At 72.8% G+C, this 20,267-nt stretch carries 22 protein-coding genes; 15 read left to right on the top strand and 7 right to left on the bottom strand.

What is annotated here, in order from left to right:
- Window positions 1-36 precede the first annotated feature (36 nt).
- From AC4H2S_RS06190 to AC4H2S_RS06200, 3 genes are all read right to left on the bottom strand, one after another.
- Window positions 37-639, bottom strand: a complete 603-nt coding sequence (locus AC4H2S_RS06190; protein ID WP_491496099.1) for a PepSY domain-containing protein — start codon at window positions 637-639, stop codon at window positions 37-39.
- A 124-nt stretch (window positions 640-763) separates the two neighbouring features.
- Window positions 764-961, bottom strand: coding sequence for a helix-turn-helix transcriptional regulator (locus AC4H2S_RS06195; RefSeq protein WP_491496100.1), 198 nt, complete (start codon window positions 959-961; stop codon window positions 764-766).
- Complete coding sequence (locus AC4H2S_RS06200) at window positions 961-1,368, bottom strand: hypothetical protein (RefSeq protein ID WP_491496101.1); 408 nt, start codon at window positions 1,366-1,368, stop codon at window positions 961-963. The genes AC4H2S_RS06195 and AC4H2S_RS06200 overlap by 1 nt, the downstream gene beginning before the upstream one ends.
- Before the next feature lie 351 nt (window positions 1,369-1,719).
- Between AC4H2S_RS06200 and ileS the strand changes: the two genes are divergently transcribed.
- From ileS to AC4H2S_RS06220, 4 genes are all read left to right on the top strand, one after another.
- Window positions 1,720-4,935, top strand: coding sequence for an isoleucine--tRNA ligase (gene ileS / locus AC4H2S_RS06205; RefSeq protein ID WP_491496102.1), 3,216 nt, complete (start codon window positions 1,720-1,722; stop codon window positions 4,933-4,935).
- Between the two features lie 66 nt (window positions 4,936-5,001).
- Entirely contained in the window at window positions 5,002-6,267 is a 1,266-nt protein-coding gene (locus AC4H2S_RS06210; RefSeq protein ID WP_491496103.1) for a hypothetical protein, read from the top strand.
- On the top strand, window positions 6,264-6,950 hold the full coding sequence (locus tag AC4H2S_RS06215; protein WP_491496104.1) for a hypothetical protein: 687 nt from the start codon (window positions 6,264-6,266) through the stop codon (window positions 6,948-6,950). The genes AC4H2S_RS06210 and AC4H2S_RS06215 overlap by 4 nt, the downstream gene beginning before the upstream one ends.
- A gap of 4 nt (window positions 6,951-6,954) precedes the next feature.
- The gene (locus tag AC4H2S_RS06220; RefSeq protein WP_491496105.1) at window positions 6,955-8,112 is read left to right on the top strand and encodes a hypothetical protein; all 1,158 of its coding nucleotides are present in this window, start codon (window positions 6,955-6,957) and stop codon (window positions 8,110-8,112) included.
- A gap of 6 nt (window positions 8,113-8,118) precedes the next feature.
- On the opposite strand, the gene AC4H2S_RS06225 is transcribed toward AC4H2S_RS06220, so the two are convergent.
- Both AC4H2S_RS06225 and AC4H2S_RS06230 read right to left on the bottom strand, forming a co-directional pair.
- Window positions 8,119-8,907, bottom strand: coding sequence for an ABC transporter permease (locus AC4H2S_RS06225; RefSeq protein WP_491496106.1), 789 nt, complete (start codon window positions 8,905-8,907; stop codon window positions 8,119-8,121).
- The gene (locus AC4H2S_RS06230) at window positions 8,904-9,935 is read right to left on the bottom strand and encodes an ATP-binding cassette domain-containing protein (RefSeq protein ID WP_491496107.1); all 1,032 of its coding nucleotides are present in this window, start codon (window positions 9,933-9,935) and stop codon (window positions 8,904-8,906) included. The genes AC4H2S_RS06225 and AC4H2S_RS06230 overlap by 4 nt, the downstream gene beginning before the upstream one ends.
- Window positions 9,936-10,025: 90 nt before the next feature.
- On the opposite strand from AC4H2S_RS06230, the gene AC4H2S_RS06235 reads away from it, so the two are divergent.
- Genes AC4H2S_RS06235 through AC4H2S_RS06255 form a run of 5 tightly spaced genes read left to right on the top strand, consistent with a single transcriptional unit; the run spans window position 10,026 to window position 13,397 of the window.
- Window positions 10,026-10,778 (top strand): TetR/AcrR family transcriptional regulator, encoded by a 753-nt coding sequence (locus tag AC4H2S_RS06235; protein WP_491496108.1) that lies wholly within the window; start codon window positions 10,026-10,028, stop codon window positions 10,776-10,778.
- 37 nt (window positions 10,779-10,815) lie between these two features.
- Entirely contained in the window at window positions 10,816-11,874 is a 1,059-nt protein-coding gene (gene dapE, locus AC4H2S_RS06240; RefSeq protein ID WP_491496109.1) for a succinyl-diaminopimelate desuccinylase, read from the top strand.
- Window positions 11,871-12,662 (top strand): LOG family protein, encoded by a 792-nt coding sequence (locus AC4H2S_RS06245; protein ID WP_491496110.1) that lies wholly within the window; start codon window positions 11,871-11,873, stop codon window positions 12,660-12,662. Before dapE ends, AC4H2S_RS06245 begins: the two co-directional genes overlap by 4 nt.
- Complete coding sequence (locus AC4H2S_RS06250) at window positions 12,662-12,958, top strand: DivIVA domain-containing protein (protein ID WP_491496111.1); 297 nt, start codon at window positions 12,662-12,664, stop codon at window positions 12,956-12,958. The genes AC4H2S_RS06245 and AC4H2S_RS06250 overlap by 1 nt, the downstream gene beginning before the upstream one ends.
- Before the next feature lie 16 nt (window positions 12,959-12,974).
- Entirely contained in the window at window positions 12,975-13,397 is a 423-nt protein-coding gene (locus AC4H2S_RS06255) for a hypothetical protein (protein WP_491496112.1), read from the top strand.
- A gap of 22 nt (window positions 13,398-13,419) precedes the next feature.
- Here AC4H2S_RS06255 and AC4H2S_RS06260 read toward each other — a convergent pair whose 3' ends face one another.
- Window positions 13,420-14,241 (bottom strand): enoyl-CoA hydratase/isomerase family protein, encoded by an 822-nt coding sequence (locus AC4H2S_RS06260; protein WP_491496113.1) that lies wholly within the window; start codon window positions 14,239-14,241, stop codon window positions 13,420-13,422.
- 177 nt (window positions 14,242-14,418) lie between these two features.
- Here AC4H2S_RS06260 and AC4H2S_RS06265 point away from each other — a divergent pair, with 177 nt between their 5' ends.
- From AC4H2S_RS06265 to AC4H2S_RS06275, 3 genes are read left to right on the top strand one after another with little or no spacing between them, the layout of a single operon-like run.
- On the top strand, window positions 14,419-14,586 hold the full coding sequence (locus AC4H2S_RS06265; protein WP_121138412.1) for a DUF3117 domain-containing protein: 168 nt from the start codon (window positions 14,419-14,421) through the stop codon (window positions 14,584-14,586).
- Between the two features lie 2 nt (window positions 14,587-14,588).
- Window positions 14,589-16,133 carry a leucyl aminopeptidase family protein gene (locus AC4H2S_RS06270; RefSeq protein ID WP_491496114.1) on the top strand — a complete coding sequence of 515 codons (1,545 nt, stop codon included), beginning with the start codon at window positions 14,589-14,591 and terminating at the stop codon, window positions 16,131-16,133.
- A complete protein-coding gene (locus AC4H2S_RS06275) occupies window positions 16,133-16,471 on the top strand; it encodes a hypothetical protein (RefSeq protein WP_491496115.1) in 339 nt (112 codons plus the stop codon). Before AC4H2S_RS06270 ends, AC4H2S_RS06275 begins: the two co-directional genes overlap by 1 nt.
- Window positions 16,472-16,601: 130 nt before the next feature.
- Here AC4H2S_RS06275 and AC4H2S_RS06280 read toward each other — a convergent pair whose 3' ends face one another.
- Window positions 16,602-17,261 (bottom strand): O-methyltransferase, encoded by a 660-nt coding sequence (locus tag AC4H2S_RS06280; protein WP_491496116.1) that lies wholly within the window; start codon window positions 17,259-17,261, stop codon window positions 16,602-16,604.
- Between the two features lie 211 nt (window positions 17,262-17,472).
- Between AC4H2S_RS06280 and sigE the strand changes: the two genes are divergently transcribed.
- From sigE to AC4H2S_RS06295, 3 genes are read left to right on the top strand one after another with little or no spacing between them, the layout of a single operon-like run.
- Window positions 17,473-18,072 carry an RNA polymerase sigma factor SigE gene (gene sigE, locus AC4H2S_RS06285; protein ID WP_491496117.1) on the top strand — a complete coding sequence of 200 codons (600 nt, stop codon included), beginning with the start codon at window positions 17,473-17,475 and terminating at the stop codon, window positions 18,070-18,072.
- Window positions 18,072-18,584, top strand: coding sequence for a zf-HC2 domain-containing protein (locus tag AC4H2S_RS06290; protein WP_491496118.1), 513 nt, complete (start codon window positions 18,072-18,074; stop codon window positions 18,582-18,584). The genes sigE and AC4H2S_RS06290 overlap by 1 nt, the downstream gene beginning before the upstream one ends.
- Entirely contained in the window at window positions 18,581-20,221 is a 1,641-nt protein-coding gene (locus AC4H2S_RS06295; protein WP_491496119.1) for a S1C family serine protease, read from the top strand. Before AC4H2S_RS06290 ends, AC4H2S_RS06295 begins: the two co-directional genes overlap by 4 nt.
- Window positions 20,222-20,267: the final 46 nt, after the last annotated feature.

Genomic DNA, 20,267 nt, shown 5'->3' on the forward strand with positions numbered 1-20,267 from the left:
CCCCGCTCCCGGTCGTCCAACGGGATAAGGAGTGCTTCAGTCGTCCTTCGTGGTCCGCAGCACGTCGCCGGTGGCGGCGTCGACGACCACGGTCTGCTCGGTGGCCGCGTCCTCGTCGAGCTGGACCTCCCAGACCGGCGTGCCGCCGTCCACGTCGAGGTCGAGCCCGGTGATCGTCCCGGACGACACGGTGCCCCGCGCGGCCGTGATCGCCTCCTCGGGGTCGAGGTCGACGTCGGCCAGCAGCCGCTCGCGCTCGGCGCGGTCGTCGCCATCGGCGTCGCGGTCCTCGACCGGGTCGCGCGTCACGCTGCCGCCGTCGGCGGAGACCATGAGGTCGAACGCCTTCGCGTCGGCATCGACGACCTCGGCCTCCCAGCCGTCGGCCTGCTGGTCGAGGCTGAAGAGCGTGCCGCCCGGGACGGCCTCGACGGCTGTCAGCAGCGCCGCGAGGACGGCGGTGTCGTCGCCGGCCGGGGCCTCGGTCTCCGTGGTGCTCGCGGAGTCGGACGGGCTGGCGGGGCTCGACGAGGCCGACGAGTCGTCGGACGGGTCGTCGGCGCTGTCGTCCCCGCACGCGGCGAGCGTGAGGGAGACGGGAAGGGCGAGGGCGGCGAGCGCGGTGCGTCGGACGTTCATGGGGAAGCGTCTCCTCGAGTCGGTGGACGGTACGTCTCCACGGTGCGCCGCGAGGGGCTAATGGCGCGCCAACCGTTCCTCAACGGCAGGTAAAGCCGGGACGAGCGGATCCCGGCCGGCCGCGTCACTCGGGGTCGGGGACGAAGACCTCGTCGACGCGGACCCCGAAGAGCCGGCTGATCCGGAAGGCCAGCGAGAGGCGCGGGTCGAAGTGACCCTTCTCGATGGAGATCACCGTCTGGCGCGAGACGCCGAGCGCGGTGGCGCACTCGCCCTGCGACATGCCTGCCCCCTCGCGCAGCGACCTGAGCGTGTTGTGCATCAGGACTCCCGGCGACGGAGGACGGCGAGACGGGCGGTGAAGTCGGCCAGCGCGAGGATCACGAAGATCCACAGCGGCGCGCCGCGGGTGTCGAGCACCGCGGTGGCGAAGACGGTCAGTCCCATGGCGGTCACGGTGTCGAAGAAGGCGCCGCTGCTGGCGCGGGTCGTCCACTGCCTCTCGACGGAGTCCTCGTGCTGCTCGGGATGCTCGCTCCGGTCGAGCAGGAGGGCGCCTAGCGCGAGGACGAACGGGAACGTCATCGCGGCGAACACGGCGAAGGTGAGGCCGTCGGGCGCGTCGGTGCGCACTGCTGCGGCGCCGGCGCCGACGGCCAGTGCCGCGACGACCGCGGGGACGGCGGCCTTCAGCCAGGGGGACAGCGGGGTGCGTGCGGTCGTGGTCATCGGGGTCGCTCCTCGTCAGGTGTTAGAGTTCTTTGACACCAGTGACGATGCCGCACCCTCGGCCGCATGTCAAGTTTCTTTGACACCTTCCGTGGAACCGATTGGCGCGGCCGGCCGGGCCGGCCGTACGATCGCCGCAGGCGTCTGAGCCGTCATCAGCGGCGAGCCTCGGGAAGAACGGGTGCGGCGAGCCGGCCGTCACCTCACTAGAACCTGACGGGTGCGGCCCGACACAGCCGACGAACGAGTGGTTCCCCGACCGTGGGGAGCAAACGAGGTGGTACCGCGGCAGCCCTGTCGTCCTCGTGTCAGCAGACCGAGACGTACGACGCCACCGCAGGAGTGCCGCCCATGACCTACCCGAAGGTGTCGCACACCGATGCGACCACGGTCCCCAGCAGCCCGCGCTTCCCGCAGATCGAGGAGGCGGTGCTCGCCTACTGGGAGTCCGACGACACCTTCCGCGCGAGCGTCGAGCAGCGCGACGCCGGCAAGGACGGGGCCAACGAGTTCGTCTTCTACGACGGCCCGCCCTTCGCCAACGGCCTCCCGCACTACGGCCACCTGCTCACCGGCTACGTCAAGGACCTCATCCCGCGCTACCAGACGATGCGCGGGCACAAGGTCGAGCGCCGCTTCGGGTGGGACACCCACGGCCTGCCGGCCGAGCTGGAGGCGATGCGCCTCAACGGCATCAAGACCACCGACGAGATCGTCGAGCTGGGCATCGAGAAGTTCAACGAGGCCTGCCGTGCGTCGGTGATGAAGTACACCGGCGAGTGGCGCGACTACGTCACCCGCCAGGCGCGCTGGGTCGACTTCGACCACGACTACCGCACGATGAACCCCGACTACATGGAGTCGGTGATCTGGGCCTTCAAGCAGTTGCACGAGAAGGGCCTGGTCTACGAGGGCTTCCGCGTCCTGCCCTACTGCTGGCAGGACGAGACGCCCCTGTCCAACCACGAGCTGCGCATGGACGACGACGTCTACCAGATGCGCCAGGACCCGGCGGTCACCGTCGGCTACGACGTCACCACCGACGGCCCGTTCGAGGGCGTCAAGGTCCTCGTCTGGACGACGACCCCGTGGACCCTGCCGTCCAACCTCGCCGTGATGGTCGGCGAGGACATCGACTACGTCGTCGTCACCTCCGACGGCCCCACCGGCAGCCCGGAGCGCTACCTGCTCGCCGAGGCCCGCCTCGCGTCGTACGCCCGCGAGCTCGCCCCTCGTGATGGGCAGAGCGAGCCCGAGGTCACCTGGCGCGGCAAGGGCACCGAGCTGCTCGGCCTGGAGTACGCCCCGCCGTTCTCCTACTACGCCGGCCACGAGCGCGCCTTCCGCCTCGTGCCCGCCGAGTTCGTCACCACCACCGACGGCACCGGGCTGGTGCACACCGCCGGCGCCTTCGGTGAGGACGACAAGGTCGTCACCGACCGCGAGGGCATCGAGGCGGTGATGCCGGTCGGCAAGGACGGCCGCTTCACGTTCCCCGTCACCGACTACGAGGGCATGCAGGTCTTCGACGCCAACCTGCAGATCATCGACCACCTCAAGGCGGCGACGAAGGGCGAGCCCGCGGGCTCGGTCACGCCCGGCACCGTCCTGGTGCGCCGCGAGACCTACGACCACTCCTACCCCCACTGCTGGCGGTGCCGGCAGCCGCTGATCTACAAGGGCGTCTCGTCGTGGTTCGTCGAGGTGACCAAGGTCAAGGAGCGCCTGATCGCGCTCAACCAGGACATCCGCTGGGTGCCCGAGCACATCAAGGACGGCCAGTTCGGCAAGTGGCTGGAGAACGCCCGCGACTGGTCGATCACCCGCAACCGCTTCTGGGGCTCACCGGTCCCGGTGTGGAAGTCGGACGACGAGCACTACCCGCGCATCGACGTCTACGGCTCCTTCGAGGAGATCGAGCGCGACTTCGGCACGCTGCCGCGCGACAAGGACGGCAACCCCGACCTGCACCGGCCGTACGTCGACGAGCTGACGCGGCCCAATCCCGACGACCCGACCGGCCGGTCGACGATGCGGCGCGTCACCGACGTCCTCGACGTGTGGTTCGACTCCGGCTCGATGTCGTTCGCCCAGGTGCACTACCCGTTCGAGAACAAGGACTGGTTCGAGCACCACTTCCCCGGCGACTTCATCGTCGAGTACATCGGCCAGACGCGCGGCTGGTTCTACACGATGCACGTCCTCGCCGGCGCGATCTTCGACCGCCCCGCGTTCTCGACGTGCCTGAGCCACGGCATCGTGCTGGGCAACGACGGCCAGAAGATGTCGAAGTCCCTGCGCAACTACCCCGACGTGCGCGAGGTCTTCGACCGCGACGGCGCCGACGCGATGCGCTGGTTCCTCATGTCGAGCCCGATCCTGCGCGGCGGCAACCTCGTCGTCACCGAGCAGGGCATCCGCGACTCGGTGCGGCAGGTGCTGATCCCGCTGTGGAACAGCTGGTCCTTCTTCAGCCTCTACGCCAACGCCGCAGACGGCGGCAAGGGCCGCGACGCCATCTGGCGCACCGACAGCGCGCACCCGATGGACCGCTACATCCTGGCCAAGCTGCGCGACTACGTCGCCGCGATGACCGACCAGCTCGACAACTACGAGGTGGCGGCGGCGTGCGACTCCACGCGCGGCTTCCTCGACGTGCTGACCAACTGGTACATCCGCCGCTCGCGCGAGCGCTTCTGGGACGAGGACGCCGACGCCTTCGACACGCTCTACACCGTGCTCGAGGTCGTCTGCCGGGTCACGGCGCCGCTCATGCCGCTCACGACCGAGGAGGTCTGGCGCGGCCTGACCGGCGAGCGGTCGGTGCACCTCACCGACTGGCCGTCCGCCGACACCCTGCCCGCCGACGACGCGCTCGTGTCCTCGATGGACACCGTCCGCGACGTCTGCTCGGCAGGATCGGCGCTGCGCAAGGCCGCCAACCTCCGCAACCGGCTCCCGCTCGCCCGGCTCACCGTCGTCACCGAGGGCGACCTGGCCGGCTTCGAGCAGCTGGTCGCCGACGAGCTCAACCTCAAGGCGGTCGACGTGCTGGCGGCCGATGCGCCCGATGCCGCGGCCTACGGCGTCTCGCAGCGGCTCACCGTCAACGCCCGCGCGGCCGGCCCGCGGCTGGGCAAGGACGTCCAGCTCGCCATCAAGGGCTCCAAGTCCGGCGACTGGTCGGTCGCCGACGACGGCACCGTCACCGCCGGCGGGCTCGCGCTGGTCGAGGGGGAGTACGCCCTCGAGACGGTGGCCGGGACCACGGACGACGACACGGCGATCGGCATGCTGCCGCGCGGCGGTTTCGTCGTCCTCGACACCGCGGTGACGCCCGACCTCGAGGCCGAGGGCACCGCCCGCGACCTGGTGCGCGCCGTCCAGCAGGCCCGCAAGGACGCCGGCCTGCAGGTGAGCGACCGGATCGGCGTGACGATCAGCGGCCCCGAGGCCACCCTTGCCGCGGCCCGGACCCACGAGGGACTCATCGCCGAGGAGACCCTGGCCACGTCGGTGTCCTACGCGGACGCAGCGGAGGTGGGCGTACAGGTCGCTCGGGTGTGAACCACCGGTTGCGGGGAAAGAGGGGAGCCGGCGCACACGCGCCTGCACTGACGGGGGAGAAGCTGCATGGATGGACCGACCGATGTCGACTCGCTCGCCGAGGCGCTGCGCCAGGACGGAGTCGTCGTCGACCGGGTGATGGGATCGGGGGCGGCGCAGGAGTCGCACGACCGGATCGCCGAGCTGGTCCGCGAGACGCCGTTCCCGGTCTACGTCGCGCTCGTGGAGCAGCCGAAGGGTCTGCCGGACGACGCCATCGGTGCGACCGAGGCGCTCGCCGGCCTGCTCAACCGCCGCCTCGGCGACGGCCTCTACGTCCTCGACACCACGAAGGGCATCCAGCAGGTCTTCGCCTTCGGCCTGGACACCAATCCCTCCCGCCTGAGCCTCGGTGCCGGGCGCAACGCCGACGCGCTCGACGAGGCGATGCAGGAGGTCGGCCGCTACCGGATCGGCACCCAGGACTACCTCTACCCGCCGGCGGTCGCCGAGGCGGAGGCGCAGGTGCTGGCCGCCGAGGACCTGGTCGAGATGGCCCGCGAGCCGTCCGACGGCGACTACCCGGTGACCCTGGGCGAGGCGGAGGTCGAGGACCTGGCCCGTTACGCGGTGCGGGTTTCGGCCACCGCGGACTGGCGCCCCACGTCCGAGGAGTACGTCTCGATCCGCACGGCGTCGTCGGGCCGCTCCGCGCTCGTCGGAGGTCTCGGGGGACTGGTCGTGGCGCTGCTCGTGGGCCAGTCACTGCGGGGGTGGCCGCGTCGGGGCGTCCCGCGTCGCGCCGACGCGCCGACGGCGGCGACGTACGCCGTGGCGCCCCCGGACCTCGAGGACGAGCGCAAGCGCGCCGCCCGCCTCGCCGACGCCCTGACGCGGTCGCTGGAGAAGACCGACTGGGACACGGTGCGCGACCGCGAGGTGGCGGCCCGCGCCCTCACGGCGCGCGACGCCGTCGAGCCGCTGCTGGCCTCCGGCGACGTCGGCGACGTGATCGGCGCCCGCATGATCGCGCAGATGGGCGCGCACGACCTCGGACGGGGCCGCCGCGGGAGCGGCGCGGCGCTGGTGCCGTGCTTCTTCGACCCACGCCACCCCGACGGCACCGCCACCGTCTCGTGGCGCCTGGGCGACGGCATGGTCGAGGTGCCGTGCTGCCTCGCGTGCGCCACCTCGGTGGGCCAGGACGCGACGCCCCGCCACCTCCGCCTGCCCCACCGCCGCGGCACGGTGCCCTACTGGGAGCGCGGTGATGTGTGGGCGCGCACCGGCTTCGGTGCCATCACCGACGACCTGGCCGGCGACGTGCTGGCCGATCGAGTGGGTGAGCGGTGATCCGGCGCTTCGGCTGGGCGATCGGCGCGCTCGTGGGCGTCGTCGCAGGCACCGCCCTCGGGCTCTGGACGCAGGCGTGGCAGGAGTCCCGCGAGGAGGACGACGTCGCCCTCCGCGCGGCGGTCTTCGGTCGCCAGGACGCCGTGCCCGGACCGGTGGACACCGTCCAGGAGCTGCTGCGGCAGGACACCCGGGTGGCCGTCGACCCGATGCTCAGCGGCCGCATCCCCCCGGACGACCTGGCCGAGGCCGAGGCGGTGCTGGCCGGCTCGCGGGTGCCGGCCCGGATCGCCTACCTGCCCTATCCCGACACCAACGACGTCGGCTACACCGCGTCGGGCGTGGGGCCGCAGTGGTGGACGGCCGTCGGCGAGGAGGGCCACTACGTCGTGCTGTGGGACACCGGCAGCACCGACCCCGGCGCCGTCGGGCTCGAGGAGCACTACGTCGAGTCCCGCACCAAGGGCCAGCCCGGCCCGGCCCTCGTGCGGCTCGCCGAGGAGATGGCCACCTGGGAGGCCCAGCCCCTCCCGACCGAGCCCGCCCCGCCGAGCGACTTCGACTACTGGGGGGGCCTGTGGGGCGGCCTCCTCGCGGCCGTGCTGTTCGGGGTGTTCGGCGTGCTGCCCGCGTTCGGCGTGCTGCGCTGGTGGGTCGGGACCCGACGACGGAAGGTCGCGTGAGGACATGAGCAGCAAGCAGATCAGTGACGCCACGATCGCCGAGATCGAGCGGGAGCTCGCCGGTGACGGGGTCTGGATCGACCCCGCCTTCGCCCGCAGCCACGACATCTCCGCCGACGACGAGGCGCGCATCGAGGATGCCGTGGCTGCGGCGCAGGACAGCGACCTCAAGGTCGTCCTCATCGAGGTCGACATCGACGACGAGCGATTCCAGGGCAGCTTCACCAGCCTGAGCGCCTGGCTGCAGGACAGCGCCGGCGAGCCCGACGCGACCTACGTCGGGTGGGAGAGGTGGAACGAGCCGAACCTCAGCGTGCAGGAGTACGGCGAGCAACCCGAGGCCATCTACGTCGCCAACGTGGCCAACCACGAGCACCCCGACGCGTTGGTCGACCAGGTCGTGCGCGTCGCCGAGCTCCTCGACGACGGCAACGCCGAGGAGCTCTGGCACGACGTCCCCAGCGACGAGAGGTACTCCTGGACCGCCGACGAGGGCCTCCAGGCCTCGGAGGTCGTCGTCGGCATCGGCGTGGTCGCCGCGCTGGTCGCCGTCGGGCGAGCGCTGGTGGTCTGGCGCAGGCGTCGGCGCCTCCGCCCGTCGGGGTTCACCCTCCCGGCCACCGTCCTGCACACCGTCCGCTCCGCGGAGGACCGGCGCCTGCGCCAGCAGGCCGAGGCCGAGGTGCTGGCGCTGGGCGAGGCCATCGGGCGCGGTGATTCCGGCGGCACCGCCGCCGCGCTCGAGGCGTGGCAGCAGGCGCTCGACCACTACGCCGCCGCCCGTTCGATCCTCGCCCAGGACGCCGCTCCCGCCGACGTCGTGGGTGCCCTCGTGCTCGCGCGCCGCGGGGAGGACGCCCGGGCGAGCGCGGAGGAGCGCGGATCCACCGCGTGGGAGCCGCCGGCGGGCTGCTGGTTCAACCCCCTGCACACCGGGCCCACCACGGTCGTGGAGTGGCGCGGCGAGACCCGGGAGGTCGACGTCCCCGCCTGCGCCGAGTGCGCGGACGACGTCCGGACCGGCAGCGAGCCGCGTGACGTCCTCGACTTCATCCAGGGCGACCGCACCGTGCACTACTACCGCCTCGACCTCGGCGCGTGGAGCCGCACCGGCTACGGCACGCTCGACACGGACCTGCTCGGAGCACTGCGCCGCCGCTGAGTGCGCTCAGACGGACAGGCGCCGGTAGGCGCGGGCCGACAGCGGCACGAACACCGCCGCCAGGACCAGCGGCCAGACGAGCGCGACGGCGACGGCGTTGTCGGCCAGCATGCCCTCGGTGATGCCCGACGGGTTGCCGAACAGCTCCCGGCACGCGGCGGCGGTGGCGGAGACCGGGTTCCACTGGGCGAGGACGCCCAGCCACGCCGGCATGTCCTGGGGCGAGACGAAGACGTTGGAGAGAAACCCGATCGGCCACACCAGGATCTGCACGGCCATCACCCCACCCTCGGCGCGGAGGGTGAGGCCGAGGAAGATGCCCAGCCAGAGCAGCGCGAACCGCAGCCACAGCAGCAGGCCGACGGCCAGCAGCGTCTCGGGCCAGGTCCCGCCCGCACCCCACCCGATGAGCAGGCCGCCTGCCATGAGCACGGCGAGCTCGACCGACGAGTTGACCAGGTCCGCCCCGGCGCGCCCGAGCGGGACCGCGACGCTGCTGATCGGCAGGGAGCGGAAGCGGTGGGTGACGCCCTTCTTGGAGTCGTTGGCGATCGCGCTCATCGTCCCCTCGAGCCCGAACATCATGGCGAGCGCGAACATCCCGGGCATGAGGTACGCCAGGTAGTCGCCGCCACCGGGCAGCTCGATCGAGCCACCGAAGAGGTAGCCGAAGACGAGCACCAGCATGATCGTGAAGGCGATCCCGAACAGCGGCGCCCAGGGCTCGCGCTGCCAGTGCTTGAGGTCTCGCTGGACGATGATCCAGCTCTGGCGCAGGGTGGTGGTCGTGCTCATCGGGGGCCTCCGTCGAGGTGGGCAGGAGCGGGCGTGGCCGGTCGGGGGTCGGGGTGGTCGGTGAGGTGGAGGAACACCTCGTCGAGCGTCGGCTCCCGCAGCTGGACGTGGGTGGGGCTCACCGAGGCGGCGTCGAGGGCCCGGACCACGGCGAGGAGGGCGGCGGTGCCTCCTGCGGGACCGGCCTCGATCACGAGCTCGCCCGACGCGTCCGTCCCCTCGACGAGCCGTACGTCGAGCGCGGTGGCGCCGGCGACGACCCGGCGGACCGACTCACCCTCCGCGTCGGGCGCCAGGCCGACGAGCACGCGGTCGCCCCCGAGCCGGGACTTCAGCCCCGCGGGCGTGCCCTCGGCGACCACGCGCCCGGCGTCCACGACGGTGATCCGGTCGGCGAGCTGGTCGGCCTCGTCGAGGTACTGCGTCGTGAGCAGCACGGTCGTGCCCAGGGCCACCACGCGTCGTACGGCCCGCCAGACGTCGGCGCGCCCACGCGGGTCGAGGCCGGTCGTCGGCTCGTCGAGGAACAGCACGGCCGGGCGGGTCACGAGGCCGGCGGCGATGTCGAGGCGGCGCCGCATGCCGCCGGAGTAGGTCGAGACCTTGCGGTCCGCGGCGTCGTCGAGGTCGAACGTCGTCAGCAGCTCGGCCGCCCGCGCTCGCGCCTGCGCGGTCGACATCCCGTGCAGCCGGGCGAACATGACGAGGTTCTCGCGCCCGTGCAGGACCTCGTCGAGTGCGGCCGACTGGCCCACGAGCCCGATCGCCGAGCGCACCTGCGCGTGCTGGGTGCGTACGTCGAAGCCGGCGACGCTGGCCTCGCCCTCGTCGATCCTGGTCAGCGTCGCCAGGGTGTGGACCGCCGTGCTCTTGCCGGCCCCGTTGGGTCCGAGCAGGGCGTGCACCGACCCGGCGTCGACCGTCAGGTCGAAGCCGTCGAGCGCGTGGGTGTCGCCGTAGCGCTTGCGCAGCCCGCGCGCCCGGAGGGGCGCGTCGAGGGAGGGCTGGAGGGGTGGCGCGAGGGCCATGGGTGCTCCTTTGATCGTACGGTGTACGGAGTTCAACGGACGAACGCTAGCATTTATTCGTACGCCGTACGAAGAAGTTAGGGTGGGCAGGTGCCCGACTCCGATCCCGTGCTTCCGCTCCTGTGGCGGCACAGTCGGCCGAGCCCCGAGGGGGCGTCGCCGCGACGCGGTCCGAAGCAGAAGGTCAGCGTCGACGACGTCGTCGACGCGGCGATCGACCTCGCCGACCGCGACGGCCTGGCCGCCCTCTCGATGCGTGGGCTCGCCCAGCACCTGGGCCTCGGTGCGATGACCCTCTACACCTATGTCGCCAACCGCGCCGACCTGGTGGTGCTCATGGTCGACCAGGTGCTGGGCCGCACCACCTTGCCCGAGCACCCCGAGGACCTGCGTGCCCGGCTCGAGCTCGTGGCCCGTGTCCAGTACGAGGACCACCGCGCGCACCCGTGGCTGCTGGAGGTCACGGGCGTGCGCGCCTGGCTCGGACCGCACATGGCGGCGCGCTACGAGTGGCAGCTGGGCGCGGTCGAGGGGATCGGCCTCGACGACATCGAGATGGACCAGACGATCACCCTCCTCGCCTCCTTCGGCACCAGCATCGCGCGCGCCGAGCAGGCCGTGCGACAGGCCGAGCGGGAGACCGGAATGAGCGACGCGGTGTGGTGGGAGGCCAACTACGAGGCGCTGGGCGAGGTCATGGCAGGCTGCGACTTCCCGATCGCCGGCCGTGTCGGCACGGCCGCCGGGGAGGCCTACCAGGCGGCCAGCGACCCGGGGCGCGAGCTGGAGTTCGGCCTGGCCCGCATCGTCGACGGGCTGCTCGCACACCTCGCCGACCGCTAGCCCGACGGCGCCTCGCATCGATGGTTGAATCGTCGCCATGCCCCACCTCGATCTCTCCGCCGACGTCGTCACCCTGACCCGGCAGCTCGTCGACATCCCCTCCGTCAGCCACGAGGAGCAGGAGATCGCCGACGCCGTCGAGGCGGCGCTGACCACGCTGCCGCACCTCACGGTGACCCGCCGCGGCCACACGGTCGTGGCCCGCACCGACCTCGGCCGCGACGAGCGCGTCGTCATCGCCGGGCACCTCGACACCGTGCCGCGCAACGACAACCTGCCCGGTCGCCTCGAGGACGGGATCCTCCACGGCCTCGGCAGCTGCGACATGAAGGGTGGCGACGCGGTGATACTCAAGCTCGCCGCCGACCTCACCGAGCCCAACCGCGACCTGACGTTCATCTTCTACGAGGCCGAGGAGGTCGACTCGGTGCACAACGGGCTGCGCAAGCTCACCGAGAGCGACCCCGACCTCGTGCGGGCCGACTTCGCGATCCTCATGGAGCCCAGCAACGCCGCGGTCGAGGCCGGGTGCCAGGGCACCCTGCGCATCGACCTGCGCACCACCGGCGAGCGGGCGCACAGCGCGCGCAGCTGGAAGGGCGTCAACGCCATCCACCTCGTCGCGCCGGTGCTCGCCCGGCTCGACGGCTACGTTGCCCGGCAGCCGGAGATCGATGGCCTGACCTACCACGAGGGACTCAACGCGACCGGCATCCGCGGTGGCGTGGCCGGCAACGTGATCCCGGACGAGTGCGTCGTCGAGGTCAACTTCCGCTTCGCCCCCGACCGCAGCGAGGCCGAGGCGGAGGCCTTCGTCCGCGACTTCTTCGAGGGCTACGACGTCACCGTCACCGACATGGCCGCGGGTGCGATGCCCGGCCTCGACCGGCCCGCCGCACAGGCGTTCGTCGACGCGGTGGGCGGCGACGTCGCTCCCAAGTTCGGCTGGACCGACGTCGCGCAGTTCACCAGGCTGGGCGTCCCGGCGGTCAACTTCGGCCCGGGCGACCCGATGTTCGCCCACAAGCAGGACGAGCACGTCCCCACCGAGCACATCGAGCGGTGCGAGCGCATCCTCAAGGAGTGGCTGGCATGACCGAGCAGACCGACCCGACCGCCGAGCGCCACACGGACCGCGTGGCAGGCCCGGTCATCGAGCGACGCGGCCAGGTCCACGAGGGCAGCACGACCGACCAGCGCCTCCTCGACTCCCGCGGCCCCACCGACTGGGTGCACACCGATCCATGGCGTGTTCTCCGCATCCAGGCCGAGTTCGTCGAGGGCTTCGGTGCGCTCGCCGAGCTCGGCCCGGCCATCGCGGTGTTCGGCTCCGCCCGGACCGCGGTCGACGGCCCGGCGTACGCGCTCGCCGAGGAGGTCGGCCGGCGGCTCGTCGGCGCCGGCTTCGCGGTCGTCACCGGCGGTGGCCCCGGAGCGATGGAGGCGGCCAACAAGGGCGCGTGCGAGGCCGGCGGGATCAGCGTCGGGCTGGGCATCGAGCTGCCCTTCGAGTCCGGGCTCAACCAGTGGGTCGACAAGGGCATCAACTTCCGCTACTTCTTCGCCCGCAAGACGATGTTCGTGAAGTACTCCCAGGGGTTCGTCGTGCTGCCCGGCGGCGTCGGCACCCTCGACGAGCTCTTCGAGGCGCTGACCCTGGTGCAGACCCGCAAGGTCACCTCGTTCCCCATCGTGCTGATCGGCACGTCCTACTGGTCGGGCCTGATCGACTGGCTGCGCGAGACGGTGCTCGCCGAGGGCAAGATCAACGCCGCCGACCTCGACATGATGGTCGTCACCGACGACGTCGACGAGGCGGTCGAGCTGATGGTCGCCGCGCGGGGGGACCGCTGGCCCACCCCGGCCCCGGAGCGGCCCGAATGATGACGTGGTTCTTCGCCGTCCTCATCGTCCTCGCCATGGGCGGGGTCGCGATGGTCGCCTCCGGTCGCGGCGGCTCGATGCCCCCGGCCTACGACGACCGTCCCGACCTCGACCTGCCCGAGGGCCGGCCGGTCGGGGCCGACGACCTGCGCCGGGTGCGGTTCCCGCTCGCGCTGCGCGGCTACCGGATGTCCGAGGTCGACGCCCTGCTGGCCCGGCTGGCCACCGAGATGGAGGAGCGGCAGGGCCGCGAGCCGGAGCCCGGGACCTCGTCTGGCGAGGCGCCGAGCGACTAGGGCAGACTCCCGCGTCATGTCGTTCCCGATCGTCGTCTGGATCCTCACGGCCCTGGCCGCCGTGGTGATCGTGCTGACCCGGCTCCGCCTCCGCGGCGCGAGCGCGGCGGGCCGGCTGTCCATCAGCAGGCGGGTCCCGCTGGTGCACTTCGGGTCGGGCGTCGTGGCGCTCGTCCTCTGGCTGGGCGTGCTCGTGGCGCCGGACGACACGCTCGTCAACGGGCCCCTGATCGGGATCCTCGCGATCGCCTTCTGGTGGGTCACCGCCATCTGCGGGCTCCTCATCCTCACCCGCTGGCTGCCGACCAGGGGCCGCCACGCCCCGGCGGCGGCGGGCGACTCCTGGAGCGACGGGCCGGGACTCTCGTTGCTGGCCCACCTCGGCATGGCGCTCGGCGTGCTGGTCTTCACCTACGCCTACCTCACCGCCGCGGTGTGACGCCCGCGCCCGCGGCTCGGGGTCAGCGCCCGCGGAAGACCGGCTCCTGCTTGGACATGAACGCGTCGACCGCGGCGAGGTGGTCGTCGGTGCCGCCGGTGAGCGCCATCTTGTCGGCCTCGAAGGCCAGCGACTCCTCCAGCGGGTGTGCGGCGGCGTACGCGACCGCCCGCCGGATGGAGCCCAGGGCGACCGTCGGGCCGGCGGCGAGCCGGGCGGCCAGCTCGCCCACGGCCTGCGGGAGCTCCTCGGCGGTGACGACCTGGGTGGCCAGGCCGAGGTCGAGGGCCTCCTGCGCGGTCACGGTGCGCGGGAAGTAGAGCAGCTCCATCGCCTTGGCCTGCCCGACGAGGCGGGGCAGCGTCCAGCTCGACCCGGTGTCGCAGGAGAGCGCGACGCCCGCGAAGGAGGTGTTGAACCCCGCGGTGTCGACGACGATCCGGAAGTCGGCGGCGAAGGCCAGGCTGGCGCCGGCGCCCGCCGCGACGCCGTTGACCGCGGCGATCACCGGCTTCGGCATCGTCGCCAGGGCCAGCACGATCGGGTTGTAGTGCATCGTGACGGTCTCCGACAGGGGCACGTCCGCCTCGCCCTTGAGGCCGGCCAGGTGCTCCTTGAGGTCCTGGCCCACGCAGAAGGCCCGTCCGCTGCCGGTCAGCACCACGCACCGCACCTCCGGGTCCGCGGCGACCCGGTGGACGGTGTCGCGCAGCAGCTCCTTGGTGGCGACGTCGAGCCCGTTCATCGCCTCGGGCCGGTTGAGCGTGATCGTCGCGACGGCGTCCTCGACGTGGAGCAGCACGGGGTCGGCGTCGGCGGCGCGGTCGGGTTCGGAGGTCGTCATGGGCGAAGTCTGCCCGACGTGGACGAGGTGTTGCGGCCCTGTGGTGCCGATCACGCGCGTCATGAGGGATAATGGGCGCCGTACGACGCCGATCGAGGCGGCCAGCACGCTCAGCCGCCTCGTTTCGCATGTGAAGAGCCGCATCCAGTGATGGCTGAACAAGGAAGAGGTGCGCCGATGGCCGCCATGAAGCCCCGTACGGGCGACGGACCGCTCGAGGTCACCAAGGAAGGGCGCGGCATCGTGATGCGCGTCCCGCTCGAGGGCGGTGGGCGGCTCGTGGTCGAGCTCAACGCCGAGGAGGCCGCGGCTCTCGGGGACGCCCTCAAGGACGTCGTCGGCTGATCGTGCCCATCACCGCACTGCCGACCCAGGTCTCGCCGCCCGAGTTCGCCCTGAGCCCCGCGCTGCCGCACCAGATCGGCGGCGCGGAGGTGTGGGCGTTCCCGGTCCTCCCCGGCGACGACGCCCCGCTGCTGGGCCCGGGCGCCGACGAGGCCGCGCAGGCCCTCGGCGTCGACCTCCTCGCCGCGCTCGAGTCCTCGCGGGCCACGGGCCGCACGGGCGAGGTGACGACGGTCCCGGTCGCCGCTGCGTCCGATCCCGAGGGGGCGACCGACAGCCTGGGCACGGTGCTCCTCGTCGGTGTGGGCGAGGCCACCGCGACCGACCTCCGCCGCGCCGGCGCCGCCCTGGCCCGCGCGACCAAGGACCGCTCCAGCGTGATCACGTCGCTGCCGACGATCGCGCCCGCCGACGGCCTCGGCGCCTTCGTCGTCGGCGCCATGCTGGCCTCGTTCGCCTTCCACTGGCGCTCGACCGGGCCCAAGGAGCGGCCGGTGGCCCGCATCGTGCTGGCCGGCGTCAGCGACGACGGCGCCGACGAGGCGCTCGCCCGGGCGCTGGCCCTCGGTGGTGCGGGCTGGCGCTCGCGCGTGCTGGCGACCGTCCCGGCCAACCTCAAGACGCCCGCCTGGCTGGCCGACCAGGCCGTCGCGATGGGTGCGGCTGCCGGCCTCGAGGTCGAGGTCTGGGACGACGCGCGCCTGGAGGCCGAGGGCTTCGGCGGCATCCGTGCCGTCGGCGGCGGCTCGGTCAACGAGCCGCGGCTCATCCGCATGGACTACACCCCTCGCGGTGCGACCAAGCGCGTGCCCACGGTCGTGCTGGTCGGCAAGGGCATCACCTTCGACTCCGGCGGCCTCGACATCAAGCCCAGCGAGGGCATGCTGACGATGAAGCGCGACATGAGCGGCGGCGGTGCGGTCATCGCGACGATGGCCGCTCTCGCCGACGTCGACTGCCCGGTCCGCGTCGTCGGCCTGGTGCCGGCGGCCGAGAACTCCGTCAGCGGCTCCGCGATGCGCCCCGGCGACGTCGTCACCCACTACGGCGGGCGCACCTCCGAGGTCAACAACACCGACGCCGAGGGCCGCCTCGTGCTGGCCGACGCGATGGCGTACGCCGTCAGCGAGCTCGACCCGGCGGCGCTGGTCGACATCGCCACGCTCACCGGCGCGATGAAGGTCTCGCTCGGGCAGTGGACCGGCGGCTACTTCGCCAACCACGAGGGCCTCGCCGAGAACGTCGCGAGCGCCGCGGCCGCGTCCGGCGAGAACGCGTGGCGGATGCCGCTGGTCGCCGACTACGAGGACAAGATCAGCTCCGACATCGCCGACGGCGACAACGCCGCGGGCGGCGCCGGTGCGATCACGGCCGCGCTCTTCCTGCAGCACTTCGCCGGCGACGTGCCCTGGGCCCACATCGACTTCGCCTCGGCCGCCGAGTCGCCCGTCGACCGCCACGAGTGGACCGCCGGCCCGAGCGGCTGGGGTCCGCGCCTGCTGCTGGCCTGGCTGGGCTCCGACGACCCGCTGGCCGGGATCGCCTGATGCTCGGGCTCACCGTGCGGTGGTCGCTGGCTCGCGCGCCCGAGGGCGTCGAGGACCGGCTGGCGGCGTACGTCGCCGAGACGTCCCACGCGCGGTTCACCGGCATGGACGGCCTGCGCTTCAAGACCTGGCGCCAGGTGCCGGGGGAGTGGTTCGAGGGCTGCTACGTCTTCGCCAGCAGCCAGGCGCGCGAGGACTTCCAGCGCGCCTTCGTCGCGGGCGCCGCCGAGGCGCCGGGCTCGCAGATCGTCGGCAGCCCGCCGGTGCTCGTCGAGGCGTGCGACGTCGTCGCCGTCGCCGAGGGCTGGGACGGCTTCACCGCCGCCCCCCGCCTCTGACGTACGCCCTCCCTCGGCCTCGCGCCCGGACGGTTCATCAAGGTATGCAGCCGAACCCGCGCTTCCCTCGATCAGTTCACGCAGGGAAGTGCGGGTTCGTCTGCATACCTTGATGAAGCAGCGGGCGGGCTCAGGTCTCGGGCGCCCACTCCTTCTTGGCGGCCAGCAGGCCGTCGCCGACGGGCAGCAGCACCGGCACCAGCGCCTCGTGCTCGAGGACCGCTCGGCCGAGGTCGCGGATCGTCACGGTCTCCTCGTCGCGCTGGGCGGGATCGGCGACCCGGTCGTGCCACAGGGCGTTGTCGAAGGCCACGATCCCCCCGGGGCGGAGCAGGCGCAGCGCCTCCTTGAGGTACGCGGCGTACTCCCGCTTGTCGCCGTCGCAGAACACCAGGTCGTAGTGGCCGTCGGTGAGGCGGGGCAGCACGTCGAGACCGGCGCCGGCGATGGTGCGGGCCCGGTTGCCCGGGATCCCGGCCTCGGTGAACGTCTCCTTGGCCAGGCGCTGGTGCTCGGCCTCGATGTCGACCGTGGTGAGGACGCCGTCCGCGCGCATGCCGCGCAGCAGCCACAGTCCAGAGACGCCGGTGCCCGTGCCGATCTCGACCACGGCGCGCGCGTCGAGGACGGAGGCGAGGAAGCGCAGCGCGGCTCCGACCCCGGAGCCGACAGGGGCCACGCCCACCTCCTCCGCGCGACTGCGGGCGGCGGCGAGGACCTCGTCCTCGGCCACGAACGACTCGGCGTAGGACCAGCTCGCGGGCTTGATCGGCGGGGTGTGGTTCGGCACCCGGCGACCCTATCGCGCACCGGCCGCCGGGCGTGGCCGGGAACACACGCGGGCCTCCGGTCGTTGGACGCTGTGATCCGGACGGTCGCCCTCAGGTTTCTTGGCCGGAGCGCATGTGGCTCACAGGTAACTCTCAGACGGGATGCCTAGCGTCAGGAAGGACAGCGAACCGTTGCAGCTGCGGTCGAGAAAGACGAACAAGGGAGCCCCCGTGGGTGATCACGTCGACGCCACACCCGACGTCGACGCGGTCGACGTACCCACCTGGGACGAGGTCGTGGAGCAGCACTCCGACCGCGTCTTCCGGCTGGCCTACCGCCTCACCGGCAACCGCCCCGACGCCGAGGACCTCACCCAGGAGGTCTTCGTCCGAGTCTTCCGCTCGCTCGACGGCTACACCCCCGGCACCTTCGAGGGGTGGCTGCACCGGATCACCACCAACCTGTTCCTCGACGGGGCCCGCCGCAAGCAGCGCATCCGCTTCGACGCGCTCTCCGACGAACGCGCCGCCCGCCTGACCAGCACCGCGCCCGCGCCGGAGCTGGCGGTGGCCGACCGGACGTTCGACGACGACATCGAGACCGCACTCGCCACGCTGCCCCCCGACTTCCGCGCCGCCGTGGTGCTCTGCGACGTCGAGGGCCTCAGCTACGAGGAGATCGCCGAGATCATGGACGCCAAGCTCGGCACGGTCCGCTCGCGCATCCACCGCGGCCGCACCATGCTCCGCAAGGCCCTGGCCCACAGGGAGCCGGCCGCGGGGCGTTCGCGCTACTCGGGTCCGCTCGGCGCCCACTCGCGGGTGTCGTGATGAGCCACCTCGGATCGCGGGTCAGCGCCCTCCTCGACGGCCGCCTCACGCCCGAGGAGGAGGAGCGCTGCTGGGCCCACGTCCACCTCTGCCACTCCTGCCGCGACCTCGTCGAGCAGGAGGGGTGGGTCAAGACCCAGCTCGCCCAGCTGTCGTTCGGGCCCGGGCAGACCTCGCACGACTTCAAGTCCGCCCTGGTCGGCCGCTGCTCCGCGCTGGAGCCGGGCGCGGGCGCCGCACAGTTCCCCACCTCCCGGCACCGCCCGCGGCGCGCCCTCGTCGCGATCGGCGGGGGTGCGGCGGGCGCCTGCGTGGTGGGCGTGCTCGCCCTCGGTGTCGCCGGCGGCCCCCGCGTCGAGCCCCGCCCGCCGGTCACCGACCTGAGCCGACCCACCGGCCCGGTCAGCCCGGCCTCCCTGGTCGACGACCGCTCCACCCGCGGTCCGGCCACGCCCTCCCGGACGCCCCTGGCCGAGCGCCTCGTGGCGATCCGGGAGAAGATTGTCCCGTGAGCGACGAGCACAGGCCGCACGAGCGGGATCCCGACGAGCAGGTCCCGGCCGAGCAGACGCCTGCCCAGCAGCCGGGGACCCCGGCTCCCGGACCCGTGGAGACGACCGCGCCCGACGAGGAGCCGACCCAGCCGCTCGCCGGCTGGCGATCGCAGGCGCCCGAGCCCGCACGCGAGGGCGACGCCGCGACGACGGCGTCGCCGGCACCGGCCGCCCAGCCGGAGGGACGCCCCTACGGCGCCGACCCGACCCCCGGGTCCGTCGACCAGGCGTCAGACCAGGCGTCCGAGCAGCCGTCCGAGCAGCTGTCCGAGCAGGCACCGGCCGAGCCGTCCGGTGACGCGATGCTCGGCGGCCCGCCGCCGCACCACACGCCCTTCGGTGAGCCCGTGTCGCCCCGGCACGCTCAGGTCCACGACCCGGCGGCCCCCACCGTGCCCTTCCCGAGCGGCTGGGGCCAGCAGCCCGCGCAGCCGGGCCAGCCCTACGTCGGCCCCGGGCCGCAGCCGCGTCCGTACGCCGGCCCCTCGGCCGTCGCCCGCAGGATCCCGCTGTGGGTGTGGCCTGCGGTCGCCTCGCTGGCGCTGGTGGTCGGGATCCTCGGCGGCCTCGCCGGTGCCGCGATCCAGGACGAGCTGTCGTCCCGGCCCGGCACGAACGACAACGGGCTGAGCGGCGTCCGCACCCAGACCGCCGCGCCGCTGGAGGCCGAGAACGGCTCGGTCGCCGCCGTGGCCCAGGCGCTGCTTCCCAGCACCGTGCAGATCGTCGCGGAGCTCGACGGGGAGGCCGGCGGTGCCACCGGCTCCGGCTTCGTCCTCGACCGCGAGGGCCACGTCGTGACCAACAACCACGTCGTCGCCTCGGCCGCCGAGGACGACGGCGCCATCGTCGTCATCGACACCAACGGCGAACGGCTCGACGCGACCGTCGTCGGCCGCAGCTCGGTCTACGACCTCGCGGTGCTGCTCGTCGAGGCCGCCGACACCCTCGAGCCGGCGGCGCTGGGCGCCTCGCAGGTGCTGCGCGTCGGCGACCCTGTGGTCGCCTTCGGCGCGCCTCTGGGCCTGAGCCAGACGGTGACGTCGGGCATCGTCAGCGCCCTCAACCGACCGGTGACGACGGGACAGTCGGAGGACGACTCGTCCTACATCAACGCCGTGCAGACCGACGCCGCGATCAACCCGGGCAACTCCGGCGGCCCGCTCGTCAACCTGACCGGCGAGGTGGTCGGCGTCAACTCCGCCATCGCCACGACCGGCGGCCTGTCGCGCGAGTCGGGCAACATCGGCGTGGGCTTCGCGATCCCGATCGAGCAGGTCCGCACGACCGTCGACCAGATCCTGCGCACCGGCCGCGCGGAGTACCCCGTCATCGGCGCCCAGGTGCGCACCGGCGGCGAGTCGCAGTCGACCGGCGCCACCATCACCGAGGTCATGCCTGACACGCCCGCCGCGCGCGCGGGTCTGGAGAAGGACGACGTGATCATCGCGGTCGACGACCAGCCCGTGAGCGACGGCATCGCGCTGATCGTGGCGATCCGCACCCACCGGCCCGGCGAGACGGTCGAGATGTCGGTGGTCCGCGGCGACGAGGAGCGGGTCGTCGAGGTCGAGCTCGACGGCAAGGTCGGCTGACCGGAGCCGCCGGGCGAGCCCGGTCGCGGGGTGACCAGTCGGTCAC

Source organism: Nocardioides sp. Z13_37 (assembly GCF_058355585.1).

Excerpts from the sequence above, each read along its gene's own strand:
- AC4H2S_RS06190 (WP_491496099.1), bottom strand. The coding sequence starts at position 639 with ATGAACGTCCGACGCACCGCGCTCGCCGCCCTCGCCCTTCCCGTCTCC.
- AC4H2S_RS06195 (WP_491496100.1), bottom strand. The coding sequence starts at position 961 with ATGCACAACACGCTCAGGTCGCTGCGCGAGGGGGCAGGCATGTCGCAG.
- AC4H2S_RS06200 (WP_491496101.1), bottom strand. The coding sequence starts at position 1,368 with ATGACCACGACCGCACGCACCCCGCTGTCCCCCTGGCTGAAGGCCGCC.
- ileS (WP_491496102.1), top strand. The coding sequence starts at position 1,720 with ATGACCTACCCGAAGGTGTCGCACACCGATGCGACCACGGTCCCCAGC.
- AC4H2S_RS06210 (WP_491496103.1), top strand. The coding sequence starts at position 5,002 with ATGGATGGACCGACCGATGTCGACTCGCTCGCCGAGGCGCTGCGCCAG.
- AC4H2S_RS06220 (WP_491496105.1), top strand. The coding sequence starts at position 6,955 with ATGAGCAGCAAGCAGATCAGTGACGCCACGATCGCCGAGATCGAGCGG.
- AC4H2S_RS06225 (WP_491496106.1), bottom strand. The coding sequence starts at position 8,907 with ATGAGCACGACCACCACCCTGCGCCAGAGCTGGATCATCGTCCAGCGA.
- AC4H2S_RS06230 (WP_491496107.1), bottom strand. The coding sequence starts at position 9,935 with ATGGCCCTCGCGCCACCCCTCCAGCCCTCCCTCGACGCGCCCCTCCGG.
- dapE (WP_491496109.1), top strand. The coding sequence starts at position 10,816 with ATGCCCCACCTCGATCTCTCCGCCGACGTCGTCACCCTGACCCGGCAG.
- AC4H2S_RS06245 (WP_491496110.1), top strand. The coding sequence starts at position 11,871 with ATGACCGAGCAGACCGACCCGACCGCCGAGCGCCACACGGACCGCGTG.
- AC4H2S_RS06250 (WP_491496111.1), top strand. The coding sequence starts at position 12,662 with ATGACGTGGTTCTTCGCCGTCCTCATCGTCCTCGCCATGGGCGGGGTC.
- AC4H2S_RS06255 (WP_491496112.1), top strand. The coding sequence starts at position 12,975 with ATGTCGTTCCCGATCGTCGTCTGGATCCTCACGGCCCTGGCCGCCGTG.
- AC4H2S_RS06260 (WP_491496113.1), bottom strand. The coding sequence starts at position 14,241 with ATGACGACCTCCGAACCCGACCGCGCCGCCGACGCCGACCCCGTGCTG.
- AC4H2S_RS06265 (WP_121138412.1), top strand. The coding sequence starts at position 14,419 with ATGGCCGCCATGAAGCCCCGTACGGGCGACGGACCGCTCGAGGTCACC.
- AC4H2S_RS06275 (WP_491496115.1), top strand. The coding sequence starts at position 16,133 with ATGCTCGGGCTCACCGTGCGGTGGTCGCTGGCTCGCGCGCCCGAGGGC.
- AC4H2S_RS06290 (WP_491496118.1), top strand. The coding sequence starts at position 18,072 with ATGAGCCACCTCGGATCGCGGGTCAGCGCCCTCCTCGACGGCCGCCTC.